The organism is Ancylomarina sp. 16SWW S1-10-2 (assembly GCF_009669305.1).
In the GTDB taxonomy this organism is placed as follows: domain Bacteria; phylum Bacteroidota; class Bacteroidia; order Bacteroidales; family Marinifilaceae; genus Ancylomarina.
Window position 1 is genome coordinate 103,355 of the sequence record NZ_SADB01000002.1, and the last position, 23,307, is coordinate 126,661.

The following is a 23,307-nucleotide window of genomic DNA, read 5'->3' on the forward strand; positions in this document are numbered from 1 at the left end:
TAAATTTTTATTTTTTTCTAAAATCGTTCATTCTTTCGACTTCAATATTTTTATGCTTGCCTATTATCTTTATAAAGTCAAGAACTTCTCTATTAAAACGGTATGCTTGTTGTTTTAGTTTTAAAGGAAATAAACTATCATCTTGTTTAGTAAAAAGAAAATAATTTGGTTTGTACTCTATTGATTTTATGTCTTCCCAAAGGATTGTTTGTTTTTTGCTAAAAACACTTTTTTTCAAACTTATTTGTTCTTCATCAATTAGAATAAAGGCTTTTCCAATGATCGATGCCAATCGGATTCCTCTTCCTTCGAAAATAAATACCATAGCTAATAAAAAAAGTAGTATTAGGTTGACAAAATCGAATGTTTCAAAACTTTCTTCTATATAAAACTTAGAGCTTACCCATATTACTATTAGTATGATACCTAATAGCCCTATGATTGTTTTAGCAGAAGATTTTTGATCTAGTAAATTCTTTTCAAATTTCATATTACCTCCATTTTTATATGAAGATAATGATTATTATTTACATGTATACGTTTGGAGGCTAATAATTTACATAAAAGCTTTTTATTTTTCATCATCTAAGGTTCTCCACAGGTCTAAATAGACAGGTAGATGATCACTAAAGCCTCCGTGATATTTATATCCGATATAAGTTCTACATGGGCGTTTGCCTTTATACGAAACATCTGTTTCAAGTAAATAGGCTGGAGCAAATATGAACATATTGTTTGGATGAGTTTGCAAAATACCATTTGAATTTAAAAGTGCACCTGAAACAATAAATTGATCTAGCATTCCCCACACACCTTTATATTTATTAGAAGCTATAGAACTTTTTTTCTGTAACACCGCGGCTAAATTATACAATTGGTTATTTGTAATTTCGTTGTCAGGTACACTAGCTTTTAATGTTTTGCGTATAGAATTATTGTCAGGGTAGTCGTTGAAATCACCCATGATGATAATTTTGGCTTTCCTGTTATTTTGAAATATAGTATCGACTTTATTTCTTAAAAGTTGAGCTGCTGATATGCGTTTATGTTCTGATTCCAACTGTCCTCCCCAACGAGATGGCCAATGATTAACAAAAATATGTAAAGTGTCGTCTGTATGTGTTATTCCTTTTACATATAAAATATCTCTAGTTGTTGAATAGCTCGAATTATTATAGGTCAATTTTAGAAATGTTGTATCGATAGGGAAGAAGCGGTCAGGTTGGTAGAGTAAAGCGACATCAATACCTCTATGATCGGGTGATTCTTTATGAATGATCTTGTAATTTGCTTTTTTCAATGGAGTTGAATATAATATGCCATTGAGTGTTTTTTTATTTTCAATTTCGCAAAGGCCTACAATTTCAGGTAATTGCCAACCACCAACAGCCATTATTATTTTCGCAATTTTTTTGCACTTATCTTGATACTTTTTCCATGTCCAATATTTTACACCTTGTGGCAAAAATTCAGCATCATTTTTTAAGCTATCATCTTTAGTGTCGAATAAATTTTCAACATTATAGAATAGAATACGATAATCAGATCGTAAGCCATCAATTCCTTTAGCACTATTGGATTGTGCATGGGAGATTAGGGGGAAAAGCAAAACCAATAAAAAAAGCAGTTTATTTTTCATGGTATGTAAAGCTAATTTTAATTACTCAGTCTTATCTATAAATTCAAAACAACCAATATCTGGTTGTGTGTCAGAGATTCGCGAGTTGCCATTATAATCGAATGGGTGCTGATTGGCATAATCCAGTTTAGCGGTGTTAATTAATGGTGAACCTTGACGTAGATTGTAGTTGTGTTCATATTTATTACTAAAATCTGGATCCATATTGAAAATACAGCCTTTAAAACTAGCAGCAAAAATATTCTGCTTTTCCTCTTCAAGTTTGATTAGACTATTTATAATTTCAATATTATTTATGTTATTTATTTCTAGCTCGTTTGTATTTGACCCGTAGATGATTGAATTGTAGATATTTAAATTTTTATCGTTTGTTTCATTTGCTAAATAACTGAAGCAAGTGTTTGTTCTTGATGAAATTTGCCAATAATTAATGAAATTGCAATGCGAAAATTCAAAATCTCCATCACCTTGAAGTAGAATGTTTTGTTCGCCACAACTAGAGACGATAACATCGTGCATATTTAAATTGAAATTCTGTGTTTTGATACCTGTCTTAGTAAAGTTTAAGAGTTTTGAATATTCAATTTTCAGATTGTTATCATTTACATCTGACAGAGCAGTTATCCCTTCTGCGGCATTTTCTAATTGGAAGTGAGATATAAAATTATTTTTACTTTCGGCATAAAAGAAAAGTCCGTTCCATTGTCCAGGTATGTTTTTGTATAATTCTTCTCTACGAGATGATCCGAAAAACACGGGTTCTTCATAACTACCTTCAATATTTAATTCCCCTTTAATGTGTAATCCTGCTCCTTTTTGAAAATAGACTTTTGTTCCAGCTAGTATTGATAATTTATGATTCTCCTTTAGCGTTATATCCTGATCTATAAGATAAGGGCGGTTTTTTGTCCAAGTTTGTGATTCCAGTTCATTTTGTGAAAATCGAATAACGTCTTGAGACCAACTTTTAAGTGGAAATCTTAGAACTTTAGAATTGAATGTAAATAGAATGTGATCTTCAATTAGGCGAGGTTCATCTTGATTAAGGTCTTCGGTATTTAGTTTTATAAAAATGTATAAACTATCCTTAGGTAAGATTTCAGTCTTATTTGAATTATTGCCAATAATACCATTAATGTTTAGCTGATAATCAGAATCATTTTCTAAATGAATTTCATCAATCTGAATAGTCTTAGAAGATAGGTTATATATTTTTAGTTGACTTGTTGTTGAAGGTAGTCCCGAAAATATGGTATCGAAACTTATACTCTCTTTTGAAAAAGTCAGATTAAAATCAGAGTCATGATTAAATTCCTCTTTATTATCGCAAGCAGTAATGAAGTATACAAATGAGAATATAATTAAAGTATAAATGAGTTTTCTCATTTTAAAGATATTTTTAAAATAATGAAATCTTAGAAAAACATAAATTTATTTGTTCTCTTTTGTCTAATTTTTCTGCGAGTTTTTGCTGCATCTGTTCTATTACGTCTCATAATTTCTTTAATCATAGATTTAGGAACATCTAAATTGAGACCAAAGGTTATTTCGTGGGTTCCATTACTTTGATTTGCTAATTCATTATTTGAATAATAATCGTAAGAATAACCAAAATAATATTTCGCAAAATTTATCCCTATCATACCAACATATTGCTCATGATTCCTATATGATAAAGCAAGCCAGAAACTTCTTATGTATAACTTTGCTGTTACATCAATATAGTTTTGAGAATCAAGTGTTCTTCGAACAATAACTGATGGTTCTAATGAAACATGATTGTTGATGTTAAAGGTATAACCAGCATTAAAATAATAATGTCGTAACATGATATCATTATCTAATCCTGCATCTCCCATTTTAACAGAAGATTCGAAAAGATGAGCTATTGAGAAACCAACAAAATAAGCATTATTATAAAGGTAGACACCAAAGTTTGCATCGGGAATATAGGATACGATATCACCACCAGTATACAACGGATCTCCCACAGGGATATAATCTCCATCGAATTTGTATTGATAGAAAATACCACCTAAACCGAAAGCTAAACGCGTGCCTCTTTTTCCATAATATTGGCGTTTGAATTCAAGATGATAGGCGTAGGTAAATTCTATTCCAGTACGGGAAATTGCGCCATATTTATCATTAAATATATAGCCACCAATGGCTGTTCCTCTTTGGTTACTTCGGCGTGATAATGGATTTCCAATAGCATCGCAGGTTGTACATCTGTCTCCAAAATTTTTGTGAAAACTTAAAGCTTGGGTTTCTGGCGCTCCATCAATACCAACCCATTGATTACGAATTGTCAAACGGACGGGTGTATAAATGCGAGAACCAGCCATAGCTGGATTGAATAGAAATCCATTCTCGACATATTGACTATACAAAGGAAGCTGTTGAGCCTTTGCTGAAATTTGTAGTGTAGCTATCAGTAGTAAAGTTATGTAAAAAGTTCTCATATAGTGTGTAAGAGTCCTATTAATTATTTTGTTTATCGCGCTATGGTAACACTGCCTGTTAATGGTTTTGAATCATCAGCTTCAATGGCATAATAATATGTGCCAATTGGTAGATTTGAATTATTATCAATACCTGTCCATTGGTTTCCTTTATATTCATTTCCTGTTCCTGTGAATTTATAGACAACAGCTCCTAATCGGTCATAAACAATAATTGTGAGTCGTTGAATATATTCAATTCTTAAAATATCCCATGTATCGTTGTAGCCATCTCCATTAGGAGTATATGCTTTGGGTATTTCAATAATTCTATCGTATAGATACTCTAAATTAATAAGGGTATCTCTTGTACAAAAGTTCTGATCAGTTAATGTTAATCTATATTTTCCTCTATCAAGATCATTTAATTCAAGACCGGTTTCGAAAGGTTCCCACATATTTGCACCTGTTTCAATTTCCCAGCTAGCTGTATACTCGGGAATTCCACCAATTCCTTTAGCGAAAATAGCTCCATCAATTGACCCCTCAATGGTTGGTCTGTTAGCTTCAGCTCTCACTAGTAACTCTTCTGGTTCTTTTATAACAACACTAGTGGTATCTTGACATCCATTTTTATCAATAACTTTTAAATAGTATTCCTTAGGACGTAAATTACTAATTTCCTGAGTAGATGCACCATGCCACCATTCATATCTATAAGGAACAGTTCCACCAGTTACTGTTGCAGAAGCTTCTCCATTATTCTGACCGTAACAAATTACATCGGTAAAGTCATTTATTTCTGCGATAAGTGTGTCTGGTTGTGTTAATATTGCTGAGCCTGTGAGTTCACAATTATTTCTATCAGTTACAGTATAGGAATAAGTGCCTTTTTTTAAATTATAAATAGTGTTTGTAACAGCACCATTGTTCCAGTTTATGATATAAGGAAATTTGCCAGTTGTAATATCTAATTTAATTTCCCCATTTTTATCGCCATAGCATAATGGCTGTTTTGGTGTAGTCTTACCATCGAATAATTCAGGTTCAATTATTTCGAATGGATATTCTTCAGACAGACACCCTCGTGAGTCAGTAACTGTAACCTTATATTCTCCTGGTTCTAAATTACCTTGATCTTCATTGTTTATTTCAGCAGGATCAATATTACCTTCCCATACGTATGTGTAATTTGGAGTTCCACCTTTAGGATAAATGTTGATATGTCCATCAGTTAGCCCATAACAGGAAATTTGGTCCATGCTAACTTCTATTTCAACAGGGTCTGGTTCTTTAATCTCTTGTTTAAATATGATAACCTCTTTTTCTCCACTAAAAGCATCTGCTACATTATCTGTTACAGTTAGAGTGTAATTACCTGCTTTAAGATTTTCTATTTTCAAAGGAGCATCTAAATTTTGATAGTAATTATCAGCTTCCCACGATAAAGTGTAATCGCCACTACCATCTTCAATAAGAACCTCTATTGATCCTTCATTACTTCCGTGACAAGTTGGAGATGTTTTTGAAACGAGGGAAACAACCATTTTTTCTTTTTCGTAAATTCTTGTTTCAGTAATATCTCTACAGCCATTAGCATCTAAAACTTCAACAATGTAAACTCCTTGTTCTAATTTATCAACTTTACTAATTCCTGTTGGATCATCGAATAATTTATTAGAATATTTATTTGGTCCAGATATGAAAATTGTCCAAGGAGACGTTCCTTCTGTTGCAGTAGCCGTAAGTGCTCCATCACGTAAACCCATATCTGATATATCAGTTGGATCTGCTATAATTTTAACAGCATTGGGTTGTGTGATTGTAACTGATCCAGATACAGGGCAACCGCCATCGTCTGTAACTTGATAATTATACGTGCCTTCAGCTAAATCGTATATTTTATCTGCAAGAGAGAATAGACCTCGGTCTCCTTCCCAAAGAACTGAATAAGGTTTTGTTCCTCCTGAAATATCAAGTTCAATACTTCCATTAGGTTCGTTGAAACATGATACATTGGTAGGTGTTGCTATGGCAACTAATGGTGTTGGTTCTATGATTATGCCTTGGTCGGTTGCTGTTTGGCCAGCTGACTGTACCGTTAAGGTGTATGTTCCAGCTGCAAGGCCTGAAATTGATTGGGTGTTGGCCGTAAAACCCGAAGGACCTGCCCAAGAGTATGAATAAATATCATTGCCCCCAATTGCTATTGCATCTAATGTACCATCACTATAGCCTGTACAAGAGATGTTTTCTTCATTTATAATTTGAGCTATTAAAAGATCGCCTTCAGGCAACATGATATCCTTAGCGATAGCTCCACATGAGCCTGCATCAGTAATTGTAACAGTGTAAAGTCCACCCGCAAGGTTTTCAAAAGTTGCTTCGGCATCATCGAAGAAAGTAGGGCTAGCTTCGACATAGCCGTTGGGTCCAGATACGGTGTATGCGTATGATGGCGTACCACCTAGTATCTCTAGTTTAAAGATTCCATCTTTGGCACCTCTAGCACTAACTTCTTCCTCAACAACCAGGCCTAATTGAAGTGGTTGACTTTTTGCAAGCTCTACTGTGTCTTTATAAGTACATTCTTTGTTGTCTTTTAAAAGGAGTATATATTCTCCAAAATCTAAATCTGTATTGTTTTGAGAATAGGACCTAAAGTCGTTAGGTCCTGACCATGAAAAAGTGTAACCATTATTCCCTCCATAAGGAACAATGTTTATAATCCCATCTTCGAGGTCCTCACACGAAGGTGATAGGGAGTCAGAAACAACAAATCCTAATACTTCAGGTTCGTCAATAGTTACGTCCTGAAGTTTAACACAAGCATTCTTATCGGTTATTTGTAATGAATAGGTATTTGCACTTAAACCCGTAAATTGACCATTGGTATTTATTTTTTCATCAATTGTGTATTCATACGGAGGTGTTCCTTTGTTAGCTTCTATAAACAATTCACCTGTTGATTCTCCAAAGCAGTTGGCAGGACTTATTGAAAGTTCATTTATACTGATGGCTTCAGGTTCTGTAATCTCAATGTTTTCTGTATATAGACAATTATTTCCATCTGTAATATCAATAGTATACATGCCTCCATCTAGTCCCGTTATTTCACCTAAAGTAGAAGTAAATCCATTGGTTGCTGTCCAACTGTAATTAAATGGAGCAATTCCGCCTTCTACTTGTGGGTTGATAGATCCATTTTTATCTCCATAACATGAAATGTTTGATACTAAAGGATCAAATGTAATTTCTTCAGGAGAAAGAAGTATAACGCTCTCTTCATCTGATTTACAGTTGTGACCATCTTGTACATGAACTAGGTATTCATCTGCTGATAAACCTGTAATGTCGGAAGAAGACTGAAGACTACCATCTAAGTAGTAAGTTAGGTCTCCAGTACCGCCTGTAGCGTCAATGTGAATCTCTCCATCACTAACATTAAAACACTTTAAGTCCTTTTGCGTAATATCATTAATGAACATTTCGTAGGCATCAAAGATATCAGTAGAACTTGTTTGTTCACAACCTTCAGCATCTGACACTTTAACAAAATATTTACCTGGAGCAAGTCCTGAAGCCGAACTTTCATCGGATCCAACAAGAGTAGAGAAGGTGACATCATCACCTTTTTCGTCTGTCCAGAAAAATGTATAGCCTGAATTACCATCACTAACAACAGCTTTAATATAGCCGTCAGCATCATCAACATTTTCGCTGTAGCATTGAACATTGGTTGATGTAAATTCAATTTTCATATTAGAAGTTGCATTCATTACAACCTCGATAGTTGAATAAAGTTTACAGATTGAACCATCGGGTGGATTATAGTTTATTTCAACCTTATAATAACCACTCTTGCTTACTGTGATAATTGCCGATGTTTCATCAGTTAAGTCTGTGTAAGATGATGGTGGCGGTGGTACAGGAGCTGGCTCACTAAAAGCCCACTGGAAAGTGGTGTTACCGTTAATTGGAAAGGTTGTAACGTTCTCAATTGTTGCGGTACTACGACACCATTCTTGATGAGGGTCTAATGTTTCTTTAAAAGAAGGTGGAATTTCTGAATCATCATCTGTTTCTGAATCATCAATCCAATTAATACAGCTATCATCAACATCTAAAAAGACACCAATAACTCTATGCATTTTACCATCGGTCATTTCAATATGATCTAATGTGGCATTGTATATAATTTGCTGCTTGGTAGAGTTTATCATAGCATTAACGCCCGGAGTGTCTGATTTTAGGTAGATAGGAGAACAGTTAACACCTTCCATTATTAAATCATTGGTTAGATTAATTGTTCTTCCTCCTTGGATCGTATTATTTCCATAACCTAGTGTGAATTCTAAATTATAGATGGTATGATCACCTAATATATGCCCTTCTTGACGGAAAATAACAGTCTTAAATGTCCCTTTTCCAGATTCTGTTCCATCACCATTAAGATCAATTTGACCATACCCATCGAAAACAGCATCACCAAAAGCAACATCATTGTCACTTTTACAATAAATACCACCCTTATTAGAAAAATATAATTCTGAATTTACTGCAGCGAATGTCATTGGAGATCCGGTCATATCCATATGCCACGATTTGTAGTCTTCGTCAGTTGCATTAATCGTTACATTTGAGCTAGATATATCTAAGTTTCTATTGGCAGAAGAAGAGCCGTTGATAGAAGTAAAGCTAGATATGTTTATGTCGAAGCCCTTTGAATTAAGCGAGCCTTCAACCAGAAATAAATCTCCAGTAGTTAATAGGCTGTTACTAAGAATCCACGATTGATTTTTACCATTAAAATAGATATTACCATTTAAGGTCTTACCTGCAAAATTTATGCTTTTTTCAGGTGTTAAACCATCACCATTAAACTTTAAGTTTCCTGACATTTCTAATGTCATTTTTTCACTAAAATTTAAGAACCCATGTACATTTAATTGGCTTGGCACTTTAAAAATTGAAGCGGGATCTACATCATCTTCCCATGTCATATTATGACAGCTTGCATCTATATCAACAAGAACAGTTTTACTACCTAGGAATGAGTTAGAATCGAAGAATACATTGTCTTGTTCTGTTGGAATACAACCTTCTGATGTGCCACCAGATGTTTTACTCCAGTTTAGGTAATTTGACCAATCGTCATTTAAACCATTACCAACCCAATAGAGATCAACAGCAGTAATTGAACTTACATTCCAGTTTGTAACATTATCATGTTTTATTGAGTTTGTAGCTATATAACTCACTCCAGAGTCTATACCATTTATATCGGTTAATTCTATAAAATCGGCAGTGACAGTTCCTGTGACATCAAGTTTCGCTTCATTTCCATTTTTGCTCCCTTTTATGTCTAACGGGAAGTTACAAGTACCCAGTGCAACAAGAGTGTCTATGGGGAATGTTACCCCAGATTCAAATTCAAATGTATTGGGTTTTGTTCCCTCATTAAGTGTTAATTTTTCAATGTTAAGATTACCTTCTAATCCTCCTCCTTCTTCAAAAGTTAAATCAGTAATTTGAGTTAAAAGATTGTCTGAACTTAAACTATTTGTATTGTTAAATTTAATGATGTTGAAATTGGCAGAACTTGTATTTTGGCCACCTATGAAAAATGTTTTTTCACTTTCAATGATCAATTCACTTTCATTAGTAAATAAGCTTAGTGTTTTAGAATTTGAAAGACCAGCAACATCAATCTTTACTGAATAACTACCATCGTAACCCAAAACTGTAAGAGTTGAATTTTGTATGTCAATAGTTCTAATTTTTCCTGCGAGAGTTAAGTCCTTAGACTCAAAATATTCACATATAATGTCATGACCTCCTGATATAAAAGAGCCATTGTCTATAATTAAACTACCATCAACACTTAAATTGTCAGTAAGAGTCCATTCACCACCTATTCCGTCGAAGGATACATTGTTGGGGAAATCAAAGCCATAAAGAGCTAAAGTCTGTCCTGTTTCTGTCGAACGAAAATAGAAATCAACAGGAACATCCAGAAAGTCGATAGTTAGGTTTGCATTAAGAATTAATGAACCGTAGATATATACCGAAGAAATCTCAATATCACCCATTTCGAAGATAGGTTTCGCATCTTCAGATCCTGTCCAATCCATTGTTCTACATCTTATATCACCACTGCCAATGGATACTATTTGCTTGGAACCTGTAAATGAATTAATGTCGAAATAAACATTGTCAAGAGCTGTTGGCACACATGCTCCAGCTGTACCTCCCGTAGATGTTGCCCAATGATTAGGGTCATCCCAATTACCTGTGCCATTTACCCAGTATAGGTTTCGAGGTGTAGGTGTCGTTGCAAAATTCCATCCAGTATTATTCCCAAGGTCAATAGAATTATTGGCAGTAAATGTTCCAGCAGGTGTTGCAAAAACATCAAGCAAGTTAACTTGAGAAACACTAATAGCCTTGCCATCTTTACTGTTGAAGGTTGTTTTAGAACCAGATTCTAAACTTGAAATATCAATGGTTCCTTCACAGGCTCCGTTTGCGGTAATATCGCCAATATTATAAATTTTATTTTCAAGGAATTTATAGGTTTTTCCTTGGTTAAGAATTAGCTTTTCAACATCGAAACCTTCATAATTGAAGTTGGCATTAGATTTGACATCAATTTGATTGAATGATACTGATTTTCCGTAGATTGAAAATAAGGCTGTCCCTACTTCCTCTTCAAAAGTAATATTGTAAAAAGTTACAGGATCAGCTCCACTTGTAACCTTAATTTCTCCGTCTTTAGCAATAATGATATTAGATGTTCCAGCGTTAAGACTTAAGTTCTCAGGAGTTAGAAAAATCCCATTAAGATTTATTATTGAAGAACCAAGTACTAGGCTTCTATCATCGCTGTAATTCGAGTTAAGTTCATCACAGGTAATGGTGTAGTTATTCGAAATAAGGGTTCCTCGAACCAGTTCAATATTACCTGTTGCTTCAAAATCACTATCTAAATTCCAAGTACCAGCATCCCATGTTTCATCTTCTTTAATTTGCCCCTCAAAAATTGCATTCTGCCCTAGTTTAACTTGGTCAAGTTTAATATTAACCACATCCTTCGATTTGAAATAGATGTCTCCAGTGTGTGTGAAAGAACCTGCTGGGAGAGTTGAGAAATCAAGACTACCATAAATGTAAAGGTCGTTACTACCTTTAAAAGTTAAGGTGCTAGCATTGCTCCATGTCATGTTATAACATACCGGTTCCCGAGTTCCATTAATGGCAATTGTTTTTATTTTATTTCCAGTAAGATTTCCAGCATCAAAGATGACATCATCAATACGAGTAGGGACACAACCTAAATCCCAGTTGTTTGAATTAAACCAATCAGAGTCAGAAGCTCCAGTCCATTTGAAATTTTCAGCTGTTGTTTTTTCTATAATATGCCAACCGTCGTAGTTTTTTATACCAAAGGAGCTTTGAGCATCTAAACCTCCGGTAGAAGTAACACCTCCGATTACTTCTAAATCTGTAATTTGAACATATTTTATTCTGTTTGAGTTGACATCAGTTTTTATAGTAGAGATGTCGCCATTACCTTCGAGATAGATAAAATCAGAACAGGTACCTTCTGCAATAAAACCATTTTCTTTTGTTATATTTTGTTTACTACCTGGTTCAAAAAGGTAGGTGTTTCCAGCAGAGAGAATAAATGTTTCAAAGTTGTGATCACCAGAAATATTGGCACCTGCGAAGAATTTCAGTTCTTCGAAATTTATTTGAGCTCCCTCATTAGTTAAGTTTGCTTTGGTTTCGCTAGTATCAGTAAAATGAACTGTTTTGTAAGTAACCGAACCACCAAGCTTATTATAAAAACCTGCTTTGGGTTTTATTAATTCAATGGTGTAATCAGTTTCTGAAATATTGAAAGCATTTCCTTCTACATCCCATGTTTTAAGGATATTACCATTTAATTTTACTGTTGAAGTACCAAGGTTTAAAGTTCGAGTATTATCACCTGTGGAAACAAATTGATTCAATTCTATATTGTTACTGTTCGAATTTAAGGTTCCTGATTCAAAGTATAAGGTGTTGTCTGATATCTTAAGTTCAGTACCTAAATTCCAAATTCCATTTCCCGAAAAATACACATCCCCTTTAAAAGAGTCATCAATCGAAATACTATGAGTTCCATCACCTTCAAAATGTGTAGTTCCCGTTAAATCCCAATTTGTACTTCCTGCATTTAATAATCCGTAAATACTAAGATTAGATGAGCCTGATAAATTAACCACACCTGTAAGAACGAGATCTTTACATTCGGCATCTACATCTATTACAACACTTACTCCATTAATACTTGCAACGTCAATACGCGATGGGACACAATTAGGAGACCAGTTTGTTGGTGTACTCCATTTATTGTCAGTAACCCCAGTCCAACTATAACTTTGAGGGGCTGGAGCTGTGAAATTCCAACCTGAATTAACACCAAGATCAAATGAATTGGGAGCATCGAAAGTTGCGGCACCAGTTGCTGTAATATTATTAACTTTTAGATACTCCAATGAAGTTGTACTTGCATTAAGTGTTCCACTACCTCCAAAACCTGAAATGTAGATGTGCTGACTACAAGTTCCAATTGCAGTTAATTGACCATTAATAGTTTGGATTGATCCACCATAAATTTGATAACTATTCCCTTGGGTAAAAATCAAGTTGTGAAATGTGTTTGGACCTTGTAAACTACCACCTGCTTTAAACTCTACATCATTAAAACTGAGGTTTAAAGATGAGTTTGTTATAATTGTTCCGCTATTTTGGAACTCAACATTATATAAGCTTATTGATGTGTTTCCTGACGTTTGAATACTTGCTTCTTTTTTAGTGGTAATAATAGAAGATTCTCCAGCATTTAAAGTAAGGTTGTTGGTATTGATATTTAAAACGGAAGTTTCTGATCCCGTTAATGCTATTGTTGAATTGTTGAGATTCCAAGTTCTAGAATTAGAATTATCTGAAATGATTTGGTCACAAGTCACGTCTGCTTCAAAACTAAGGTTTCCTTGTTCAAAGTAGATGTTTTTGTGGTTTGCAACAACTAATTCTGTTTTAATAATCCAACCACCATTTTTCGAAAAGTGTATATCTTCGTTGTAGATATGTCCAGCAAAGTCTATTTCGTTACCTAATTTAGTAGAACTAAAATATAATGGTTTTAATAAATCAAAATACATATTAGTTACTAGTTTTAGCCTACCAGAAATGGTTAAGAAGTGAGCCGGTTCGGTATCAGCCTCTAGTTTAGGGAAGTTAGTTACGCCAGTCCAATCCATATTAGCACAGTTGGCTACATCATTTATGACTAACACTGCGCCAGTTGTTGGGAATGAGTTTTCGTCGAAAAAAACATTATCGTTGGAATTTGGTACTACTGCACCAGGATTGACTTGCCCACCAGGCTGATCGCTCCAATGTGAAATTTCATTCCAATTTCCGGAACCTCCAATCCAATAAAAATCCTTAGCACTTAGTGTATTAGAAAAAGATAGTAGGACTATAATATAAAGTAAGCTGATTGCTTTCGTATTCATAGCGAAAATTAATAAAATGGATATTAATTAATCATATAAAATCAAGAGTAAATTCCTAATCTTTAAAAAATAGAAAAAGGAATAATAGTATGTGACGTAAAAATAAGTTAATTAATTGTAAAAAGCATGAAAATCATGACTAATGGAAAAATAAGGGTGTTATTTATAATGTTTTTGTTATTAACATATACATTTTTTTTAAGTTCTGATTGTGAGCATAAACGATAAGTTTTATTTAAATTATTTAATATAATTTAAATAAATTTCATTTCTTTTACTTTTATAGTTCATTTTGAGAGTATTACGTTTACTAGCGTTTCGTGAGATTTTCCTTACTATAGAGAAATAAAAAACCACATGATACTCGATGTTGTGAGTATCATGTGGTTGAACTTTTAATTTGTTGTTTTTTTAATTGAAACGATTTGTTAATCGATAAAAATAATTTTTTTGATCTCATCCCATTTGAAAATATTGAAGTTTTCAGAGGAAGTGAAGATAAGAATTCCTGCATTTTTGTATGAAACATCAGTTTGATCGCCTAAAAATAATTGTTCTCCACTTTTAAGCGTGATTTGAGCATAATCATCTGCCATAGGTTTTATACTTCTTATATTTCTGAATGGAATCGAAAACTTGATATCATCGTTATAGCCGTTAAGTAATTCGGAATCCATTGCTTCATCGAGATCATAAACAATAACGCCTTCAAGTTCTTTTCCTGATTTAGTTATTATTTTTCCATACAATCTCTCGCTATCAGGGAATGATGTGTCGCACAGAGATTCGGGAGCTAATGCGTCAATAATTTCAAAAGAAATAAAGTGTTTCCAATTGAAATCGGCTTGACCAATATTTGGCAGATTCATAATGATGCCTTTATTGCTAGAGTTTACATCATTTGTTCCGTAAAGTTCCAGTTCTCTGTCTGAAATAAGTTTGACCAAGCAGCTATTTTCTAATTTAGTAATGGTTCTAATTTTTTTAAATGGGATTTTGAGATTTCCATCAGTAGATTTCCCATCCAGTTTATCGTCTAACAGGCGTTCATCGTGATCCCACTGAACGAAACCTGTAAATACACCCTGAGTTGTTGTCAGTTTTCCATAAATACCTTGACCAAAAGAGTCAGCAATTTTCTTTATTGGACGAAAAAATTTGATCATATCAATTTTATTCCAATTCAAAGTAAGAAGACCTAACTCATTATCTAAAATGGAGATTCTCGTATTTATATCATTTGAGCCACCAACTAAAGTAATGTGTTTTTCTGATCTAAGTTCTAAGTCAACACTTGTTTCTCCTATTATGCTTATTGATTTTATATCGCCGAAACGGCACTGAAATTTTCTGTCTAGATTATCGGATTTATTATTTCGATATTTAATAGAAATATTAACATGACTGTCTCTGTTAGAACGGGTAGAAGATTTGTAGTTTGTTTTGAAATTCGATTTGTTTAAATATTTAAGATACGGATTTGATGTTTTTTCAGAGTTGAAAATATCGGACAGAAAAACTTCTTCTTTTCCCCATCTTATAGGACCTTCAAAAGTGTTACCATCTATTGTGGTAATACTTCCGTATAACATACACTCATTTTGAGCTAAAAGAGGCTTAGTTATTGCCGTTAAAGCAGTAATCATAATTATTAAAACAAAGTGATTACGCCAAGATTGAATTTGTTGATTAGTTTTCATTGTAAGCAAGCATTATAATTCATGTTGTTTATAAAACGATTAGTTTGCTCAAAAGTTACAGGTTAATTGAAATAAAAAAATCTTTATAAAATGAAGAAGAATGCTTACTCGAAATTTAAGTTAGTTTGAAGATTTGAGTTTAAATGCTTGGCTTTTTCTAGAGAAATTGAGACGAATTAATTCAATAAAGCTTTTCTCAGAAAAATTCTTTTGTAGTTATGTTCTGATTTGTTTTAAGCTTAGAGTTTTTGTCTCATATTTTCAGTAATAATATGCCCATCGAATAGTTGAATTATGCGGTTAGAACTATCGGCATCAGAAGGGGAATGTGTTACCATAACAATCGTTGTTCCATTTTCGTTGAGCTGAGTTAGCAGATTCATAACTTCTTCTCCATTAGCTGAATCTAGGTTGCCCGTAGGTTCGTCAGCTAAAATTAATTTGGGATTGGTAATTACTGCTCGAGCTATTGCCGTTCTTTGTTGTTGACCTCCCGATAATTGCTGTGGAAAATGTTTAGCTCTATGTGTAATTTTCATTCTCTCTAATGCTTCATTAACTCTTCTTTTTCGTTCAGAACTAGATACTTTCATGTAGAGTAATGGAAGTTCAATGTTTTCATAAACGGTCAACTCTTCAATCAAATTAAAACTTTGGAACACAAAACCAATATTGTTTTTACGTAGCTTGGTTTGCTGACGTTCACTATAATGTTCAACCTGTTCTTGGTTAAAGAATAGTTCTCCACTTGTTGGGGTGTCTAATAAACCTAGTATATTTAAAAGTGTCGATTTTCCGCATCCCGATGGTCCCATAATAGCAACAAACTCACCTTCGTTTATTTCTAGGTTCACATTATTTAGAGCTGTCGTCTCTACGTCGTCAGTTCTAAACTTTTTCACTAAGTTATTTGTTTTTATCATGATATATTGAAGTTTTTCTAAGACTTACTCGTGTCTAATAGCCTTTATAGGTGTAATAGATGATATTTTATAACTCTGATAGAACACAGTAAAAAATGCAATAAGAGTTGAAAGAGCACCAGCTCCTATAAATTCTAGCCAAGAAATGTGAATTCTATATGCAAAGCCAGCTAGCCACCATTGCATTAGAAAATAAGAGATTGGCCAAGCAATTAAGTTGGCTAATAGAATCCATTTTAAAAAGCGAATAAGGAAAGATTTGAATAGATCTTGAAATTCAGCTCCAAAAACTTTTCGAATACCCATTTCCTTGTATTTCTTTTCTATAATGTAAGATGATAAGCCAAACAATCCTAGTGAAGATATAATTAGCGCAATTAGAGTGAAAGAAATAAATATAGAACTCATCCGCGATTCAGCTTTGTATAGATATGAAAAATCATCTCTTAAAAGGCGATATTTAAAAGGAATACTAGGATAATATGTTTTCCAGGTTTCGCCAATTTTATTGATGATTGGTTGTTCGTTTCCATCTGTTTTAATTGCAATATATTTAAATTCATCAGAACTAATAAGCATGATTAATGGTTTAACACCAACTTGTAAACTGTTAAAGTTAAAATCTTTAACGATGCCGATTACTTCTCCATCGTAATTCCATATTTTTACTTTTTCACCAATTGTATCACTCATTTTCATCGCTGCAGCAGCTGTTTCATTAATAATGAGTTTTAAACTGTCAACGCCTTGTTCTGATGAAAAACCTCTTCCATCAATCACTTCCATCTCGAAGGTTTCAATAAAATCATAGTCTACGAAGCTTAATTGGAATAAGACACTTTCGTCATCTTTGGGTTTATTTTTCCAACTGACATCAGATGTTGCATTTGAAAAGTTAATTGGCATTTGATTGGCAGCCGTTACTTTTACGACACCAGGTATTTTTATTAGGCTTTCTTTTAATTTGGAATACTGGTCCTGAAAATTGTCCATCATCTCAATGTAAATGATATTATCTTTTTGATAGCCAATATCTTTGTCTTGTAAGTAGTCTAGCTGTCTGTAAATAACACTTGTACAAATTATTAGGCCAACTGAAATTGTGAATTGAGTAATCACCATAAGTCTACGAAACAGGTTGGAATCGCTATATAATTTGCCCTTTAATATTCTAATCGGTTTGAAAGAAGATAAGAAAAGTGCTGGGTAACTACCTGATATAAATCCCGTAAACAATACAATACCTATAAAGGATAATAATAAATTAGGATCTGATAAGTTTAAAGATAAATCTCTCTGTGTTAATTCTTTGAAAAAGGGTAGAAGTAGTTCGACTAAAACAAGTGCCAAGCCGAAAGCTAATAAACTAATGAGTACCGATTCTGCCATGAAAAGAGCAAATAAACCTCTTTTTTGAGCACCTACAACTTTTCTTACAGCCACTTCTTTTCCTCTGCGTTCAGAACGAGCTGTTGATAAATTCATGTAATTGAAACAAGCAATTAAAAGAATAATAAAGGCTACTAATGCAAAAATATGTACATAAAGAATCGGACTTAGCTTTTTACCACTTATTGAATGCAGATGGTAGTCCGAAAATGGCTGAAGAGCTAAATCGGTGTTAGAATATTCAATATTTTGTTTAATGTAAGGTTTAACCTTAGTCTCCAGATTAGGAATGTATGAGTTGTTTTTAACTTGTATTATCGTTAGGAACGCATGGGAATCCCAATTGTTTAGATCGAACTCCCAGTTTTCTTTAATAAAATTAAAGGGCAATAAGTATTCGAAATAGAAGGATGAATTCTTAGGTGAATCTTTAAGAACAGCACTAATACGATATTCAAAATTTGAATTTATACTTATAATTTTTCCCAAAGGATTAGTCTCACCAAAGTATTTCTTCGACATTTTCTCACTTATAACAATTGATCTTTCATTTGGCATAAGTAAATTGGGGTCGCCAAGAAGAACGGGAAAACTGAACATTTTAAAGAAATCAGGATCTACACATAAACCAGAGCCATCCATATATGTTGCTCCGCCAGAGCTAAGCATTAATTTACCCCATGGTTTTGAAATCCTTGTTGCTTTGTCAATCTCAGTAATATCCTTTTTTAGTTTCTCTGCAAGTGGTGCAGGCGTAGAATAAACTGTAAATGTTTCTCCATCTGCATAGGATTGATTTTCGTAAACGGCATATAGCTTGTCCTTGTTTTCGTGAAATGAGTCAAAGCTTAGTTCGTACTGAACCCAAAGTAAAATAAGTATGCTGCAAGTTATTCCTGTAGCTAAACCCAAAATATTGATAAGTGAATATCCTTTTTGGAGATATAGCTTTCTGAAAATTGTATTTAAGAATATTTTGAGCATTAATTAATTCGTTTGGTATATTGGTTGTTGAAGATCGTTTCGTTTTTTTTAGATTTTAATTCCGCTATTTTTTTAACTTAAACAGCGGTTTTGGCGGCTTTAAAATAACATTAATTTTAGTTATAAATGTTGTTTGAGCATGTGTTTAATTGAAGTTGGGTTGCTTCTATTTTGATTTATTAATTTCAAAATTTAGGGATTGAATTCAAAATGAAAAATAATCCAGCTTACTATTGCGACTTAGCTCTGTACGAACTGCTATAATAGCTATTTTTATGCCAAAGCATCTTATTTGTTGTATATCAGAAGATAATGTCTTTGGCGGTACCCTTTAGTTGATTGATAATGAACGGTTTTGTAACAATAGTTGTACGAAATCGTACAATTAAGTTTCGATTTTGAATTTTTAGTTTTATCTTGATGTACGAATACGAACATATAAGTTGAAGATGTTAATTCAATGCTCTAATTTAAAGATTGTTGAGTTTTGTTGTAAACGATATATTTAATAGAAAAGCAATGAGTAAAATTGGGAGAATTTTAGCAATTGATGATAATGAGGATATCTTATTTTCCTTGAAGTTGCTTTTAAAACAGCATGTCGAGTTTATTCATACCGAATCGGATCCTGAGTTGATTCCTAAGTTGATGAAGCAGGAAAACTATGATGTAATTCTTTTGGATATGAATTTCACAAAGGATGCTATTAGTGGGCAAGAGGGTTATCATTGGCTGAATAGGATTATTGAAATTGATCCTAGAGCTGTTGTTTTATTTATTACTGCTTATGGAGATATTGAGAAATCTGTAAAAGCAATCAAAGCTGGAGCTACTGATTTTATTCTTAAACCTTGGCAAAATGAAAAGTTGATTGCAACAATTTCTTCGGCTATTAAGCTTAGACAATCAAAAGAGGAAGTTACTCAATTGAAAACCAAGCAGAAAGAACTAAATGCTGTTCTCGATCAGCCATTTAACGATTTTATTGGTGTGTCATCAGAAATGCAACAAGTTTTTGGTACGATTCAAAAAGTGGCGGTTACCGATGCAAATGTTCTAATTTTAGGTGAGAATGGTACAGGTAAGGAGTTAGTAGCTAGAGCACTTCATCGTAATTCCTCACGAAAAGATGAGGTGTTTGTAAGTGTCGATCTAGGTTCAATTAATGAGAATCTATTTGAGAGCGAACTGTTTGGTCATGTAAAAGGCGCTTTTACCGATGCTAGAACAGATCGTCCAGGGCGTTTTGAAATTGCATCTGGAGGAACACTTTTCCTTGATGAGATTGGTAACTTATCTTTACCAATGCAAGCCAAATTACTTACTGTTATAGAAAGGAGAGAAGTTATACGTGTTGGTTCAAATAAGCCAGTTCCTATTGATATTCGATTGATTTGTGCGACAAATATGCCTATTCTTCAAATGGTAGCAGAAGAAAATTACAGACAAGATTTATTGTATCGTATTAATACAGTAGAGATTAATTTACCAGCATTGAATGAAAGATATGAGGATATTCCATTACTTGCTGATCATTTTCTGCAAATTTATGCTAAAAAATATAAGAAGCATTTTGGACAGCTTTCTAAGGCATGTATCAATAAATTGTACGATTATTCGTGGCCAGGTAATGTGCGTGAACTTCAGCATTTAATGGAGCGTGCTGTTATTATGGCTGATGATAATAACTTGCAGCCAAACGATTTTCAAATTAATACAGGTTATTCGCAACAAACTGATATGGAGCTTGATAGTTATAACTTGGAAGAAGTAGAGAAAAATATTATTCAGAAAGTATTAAAAACCAATCAGGGAAATATATCGAAAGCAGCCGGAGAACTTGGTTTAACTAGAACATCCTTGTATCGAAGATTAGAAAAATATGGTTTATAAAAGTTTCAGGCTCAATTTTATTTTAAGAATAGTAGCCCTAACTGCGACTATTTTTTTGTTTGCTTTCATATTAACAAAGAATAATTATTATACGACCGCAAGCCTTATTTTTCTCGTCATTGTATATCAGATATACGATATGATTAAGTATGTCGAAAAGACAAATAGACTACTTAAGAACTTCTTGGAGTCTATTCGTTATTCTGATTTTACCCGAAATTTTAAGGTGCAAGGTTTGGGTAATTCTTTTGATAAATTACAAGAATCTTTCAATGCTGTTATTTCTGATTTTCAGAAAATAAGGGCAGAGAAGGAGGAACATTATTTCTATTTACAAACAGTCATTCAACACATTGGAATTTCTTTGATTGCTTTCCATAGAGATGGTTCCGTCGAGATGATAAATAATGCATCTAAGAAACTCTTTCAGGTAAGTAATCTTAATAATATAAAAGATCTAGAGAATTTTAGTCCCGAGTTTGTTGAGGCTCTCTTGAAACTTCGACATGGGGAGAATACGCTGATTAAGGTTAACGATAATGACGATATTCTTCAGTTGGCAATCTATGCAACAGAGTTTAAGATAAATGATAGACACGTTATCTTGGTTTCAATCAAGAATATTCAGTACGAACTTGAAGAACAGGAAATAGAATCTTGGCAGAAGCTAATTCGGGTTTTAACTCATGAAATCATGAATTCAATTACACCCATTTCTTCATTGTCGAATACTCTCACAACAATTCTCGATGATTTTGGTATGAGCAATGCGAGTAAGTTTGATGAAAATGATCAGGAAACAATTTCTGAAGTAAAAATGGCTCTCTTAACCATACAAAAACGAAGCTCAGGTTTATTACATTTTGTTGATACTTACAGAAATTTAACTAAGATCCCCAATCCAAATTTTAGTATTTTTCCCGTTAAACAACTTTTCGATAGTATTCATTTGTTGATGAAAGAAGAAATAAATAGTCGAAATATTAAGTGTGTTATTGAGGTTGAACCTGAGTCTATTGAACTTTCGGCTGATGAGTTACTCATTGAACAAGTTTTGATTAATCTCATAAAGAATTCAATTCATGCGTTAGAGTTTACAGAAAATCCTGAGATGAAATTACGAGCTTATCTAAACAAACGAGGTCGTATTTCCATTCAGTTAATCGATAATGGACAAGGTATTATTCAAGAGGTTTTAGATAAAGTTTTTATTCCCTTCTTTACAACTAAACCTAAAGGATCGGGAATTGGTTTGGCGCTTTCTAAACAAATTTTGCGTTTACATGGCGGAACTATTACTGCTAATTCAGTACCCAATGAGAAAACAACTTTTACTTTAACATTTTAAGCTATGTTAAGGTAAATCAGGATAATTTAATAATGAATAAGGGTAAGTGAAGTTAATTTCTCTTGCCCTTTTCTTTTTTTTTTAATGACCAACTTATCATCTAGAACTTTTATTTGGTGACTATACTTCATTGTGTATCAGAATAAAATGAATATATTTATTTAGAATTAGTATTAATAAATATAAATTGGTGATGGAAAAGAGGAATAAGATTATTTATTGGATTGCAACAGGCTTGCTATCTGCTTTAATGTTGATGTCTGCTTCAATGTATATCTTTAATTACGAAATGGTTAGTCAAACCTTTGTCAAGCTAGGCTTTCCTGTTTATATTATTTACCCGCTAGCAGCAGCTAAAATATTGGGGCTAATTGCTATTCTCACAAAAAAATCTAAGTTTCTAAAGGAATGGGCTTATGCAGGTTTCTTTTTTGATTTTGTACTAGCTCTGTCTGCTCATTTGCTTATTAATGATGGTGCGTTTTTACCTGCAATTGTTGCTATTGTACTTCTGATTATTTCATACAGGTATGATAAAAAGATTTTTGCTTAAATGACACAATAAATAAAGGTTGACAATTTTGTCAACCTTTATTTTAGATAATGATATAAATTTATTGTAGAATAAAATTAATAGCTGTTGAATAGGTTACCTGAACGGGTACACCTCTTTGTTTCCCTGGCGAAAAAGCTGGCAGATTTTTAATTACTCTAATAGCTTCTCTGTCAAGTGAAGGATCAATTCCTCTTAAAATTTTTATGTCTTTTATCTCGCCTTTTCGTCCAACAACAAAGCTAACGAAAACACGACCCGTAATTCCATTTTCTTGTGCTATAACAGGATACTTAATGTTATTATGTATATATTTATTAAGTTCGATATTGCCTTCTGTCATTGTCTTGCAAATATCAGGTCGGAAAATTGGCATTTCTTCAACGACAACAAAAACTTCTGTTTCGTCAATCTCTTCCTCTTCATAAGCTACTTCCGCTGTCTTAATTTCAATTTCAGAATCTTCAGAAATTTGATCATCTTTAATTTCTATATTAGGCGTATCTTCTGAATCATTTTCTACAATGGTAATTACATCCTGAAGTCTGACTTGTACTGGAGGTTTTATATCTGGTTTTTCAGGCTCTTGCCTAGTTATTGGAACAATCTCGTCCACATCGCTAAGTTCCTGATAATTTATAATTTCTTCAGTTTCTTCATACGGAACTTGCCATTTAAAGGCAATTAAAACTAATAATAGAGCTATGGCTAGTCCTATTTCGAAGAATAAGCTTTTTTTCTTTTCTAAATCTGCACTTTGTCCTTTTTTAGGTAACATGGCTAGGATCTTTTAAGTTTATAATATAATCTCAAATAAATCGCAATTCAGAGGTTAAGGTTGGTTCAATTCATAAAGAACCCTTTC

12 protein-coding genes are annotated in these 23,307 nt (G+C 33.2%); 3 read left to right on the forward strand and 9 right to left on the reverse strand.

The window, feature by feature from the left end; genetic code table 11:
• Positions 1-7 precede the first annotated feature (7 nt).
• The 8 genes from EMN46_RS02520 to EMN46_RS02555 form a co-directional block, all read right to left on the reverse strand.
• On the reverse strand, positions 8-490 hold the full coding sequence (locus EMN46_RS02520) for a hypothetical protein (RefSeq protein WP_154199104.1): 483 nt from the start codon (positions 488-490) through the stop codon (positions 8-10).
• Between the two features lie 81 nt (positions 491-571).
• On the reverse strand, positions 572-1,639 hold the full coding sequence (locus tag EMN46_RS02525) for an endonuclease (protein WP_154199105.1): 1,068 nt from the start codon (positions 1,637-1,639) through the stop codon (positions 572-574).
• Between the two features lie 21 nt (positions 1,640-1,660).
• A complete protein-coding gene (locus EMN46_RS02530) occupies positions 1,661-3,025 on the reverse strand; it encodes a choice-of-anchor Q domain-containing protein (protein ID WP_154199106.1) in 1,365 nt (454 codons plus the stop codon).
• Positions 3,026-3,054: 29 nt separating this feature from the next.
• The gene (locus EMN46_RS02535) at positions 3,055-4,104 is read right to left on the reverse strand and encodes a type IX secretion system membrane protein PorP/SprF (RefSeq protein ID WP_154199107.1); all 1,050 of its coding nucleotides are present in this window, start codon (positions 4,102-4,104) and stop codon (positions 3,055-3,057) included.
• A gap of 32 nt (positions 4,105-4,136) precedes the next feature.
• A complete protein-coding gene (locus tag EMN46_RS02540; protein ID WP_154199108.1) occupies positions 4,137-13,652 on the reverse strand; it encodes a gliding motility-associated C-terminal domain-containing protein in 9,516 nt (3,171 codons plus the stop codon).
• Positions 13,653-14,080: 428 nt separating this feature from the next.
• The gene (locus EMN46_RS02545) at positions 14,081-15,352 is read right to left on the reverse strand and encodes a hypothetical protein (RefSeq protein ID WP_154199109.1); all 1,272 of its coding nucleotides are present in this window, start codon (positions 15,350-15,352) and stop codon (positions 14,081-14,083) included.
• Positions 15,353-15,591: 239 nt separating this feature from the next.
• Positions 15,592-16,275 (reverse strand): ABC transporter ATP-binding protein, encoded by a 684-nt coding sequence (locus tag EMN46_RS02550; protein ID WP_154199110.1) that lies wholly within the window; start codon positions 16,273-16,275, stop codon positions 15,592-15,594.
• A 24-nt stretch (positions 16,276-16,299) separates the two neighbouring features.
• The gene (locus tag EMN46_RS02555; RefSeq protein ID WP_154199111.1) at positions 16,300-18,648 is read right to left on the reverse strand and encodes an ABC transporter permease; all 2,349 of its coding nucleotides are present in this window, start codon (positions 18,646-18,648) and stop codon (positions 16,300-16,302) included.
• Positions 18,649-19,167: 519 nt separating this feature from the next.
• Between EMN46_RS02555 and EMN46_RS02560 the strand changes: the two genes are divergently transcribed.
• From EMN46_RS02560 to EMN46_RS02570, 3 genes are all read left to right on the forward strand, one after another.
• A complete protein-coding gene (locus tag EMN46_RS02560) occupies positions 19,168-20,541 on the forward strand; it encodes a sigma-54 dependent transcriptional regulator (protein ID WP_154199112.1) in 1,374 nt (457 codons plus the stop codon).
• Between the two features lie 139 nt (positions 20,542-20,680).
• Entirely contained in the window at positions 20,681-21,889 is a 1,209-nt protein-coding gene (locus EMN46_RS02565) for a PAS domain-containing sensor histidine kinase (RefSeq protein WP_229130244.1), read from the forward strand.
• A gap of 193 nt (positions 21,890-22,082) precedes the next feature.
• A complete protein-coding gene (locus EMN46_RS02570) occupies positions 22,083-22,442 on the forward strand; it encodes a DoxX family protein (protein WP_154199114.1) in 360 nt (119 codons plus the stop codon).
• 61 nt (positions 22,443-22,503) lie between these two features.
• On the opposite strand, the gene EMN46_RS02575 is transcribed toward EMN46_RS02570, so the two are convergent.
• On the reverse strand, positions 22,504-23,220 hold the full coding sequence (locus EMN46_RS02575) for an energy transducer TonB (RefSeq protein ID WP_154199115.1): 717 nt from the start codon (positions 23,218-23,220) through the stop codon (positions 22,504-22,506).
• Positions 23,221-23,307 lie beyond the last annotated feature (87 nt).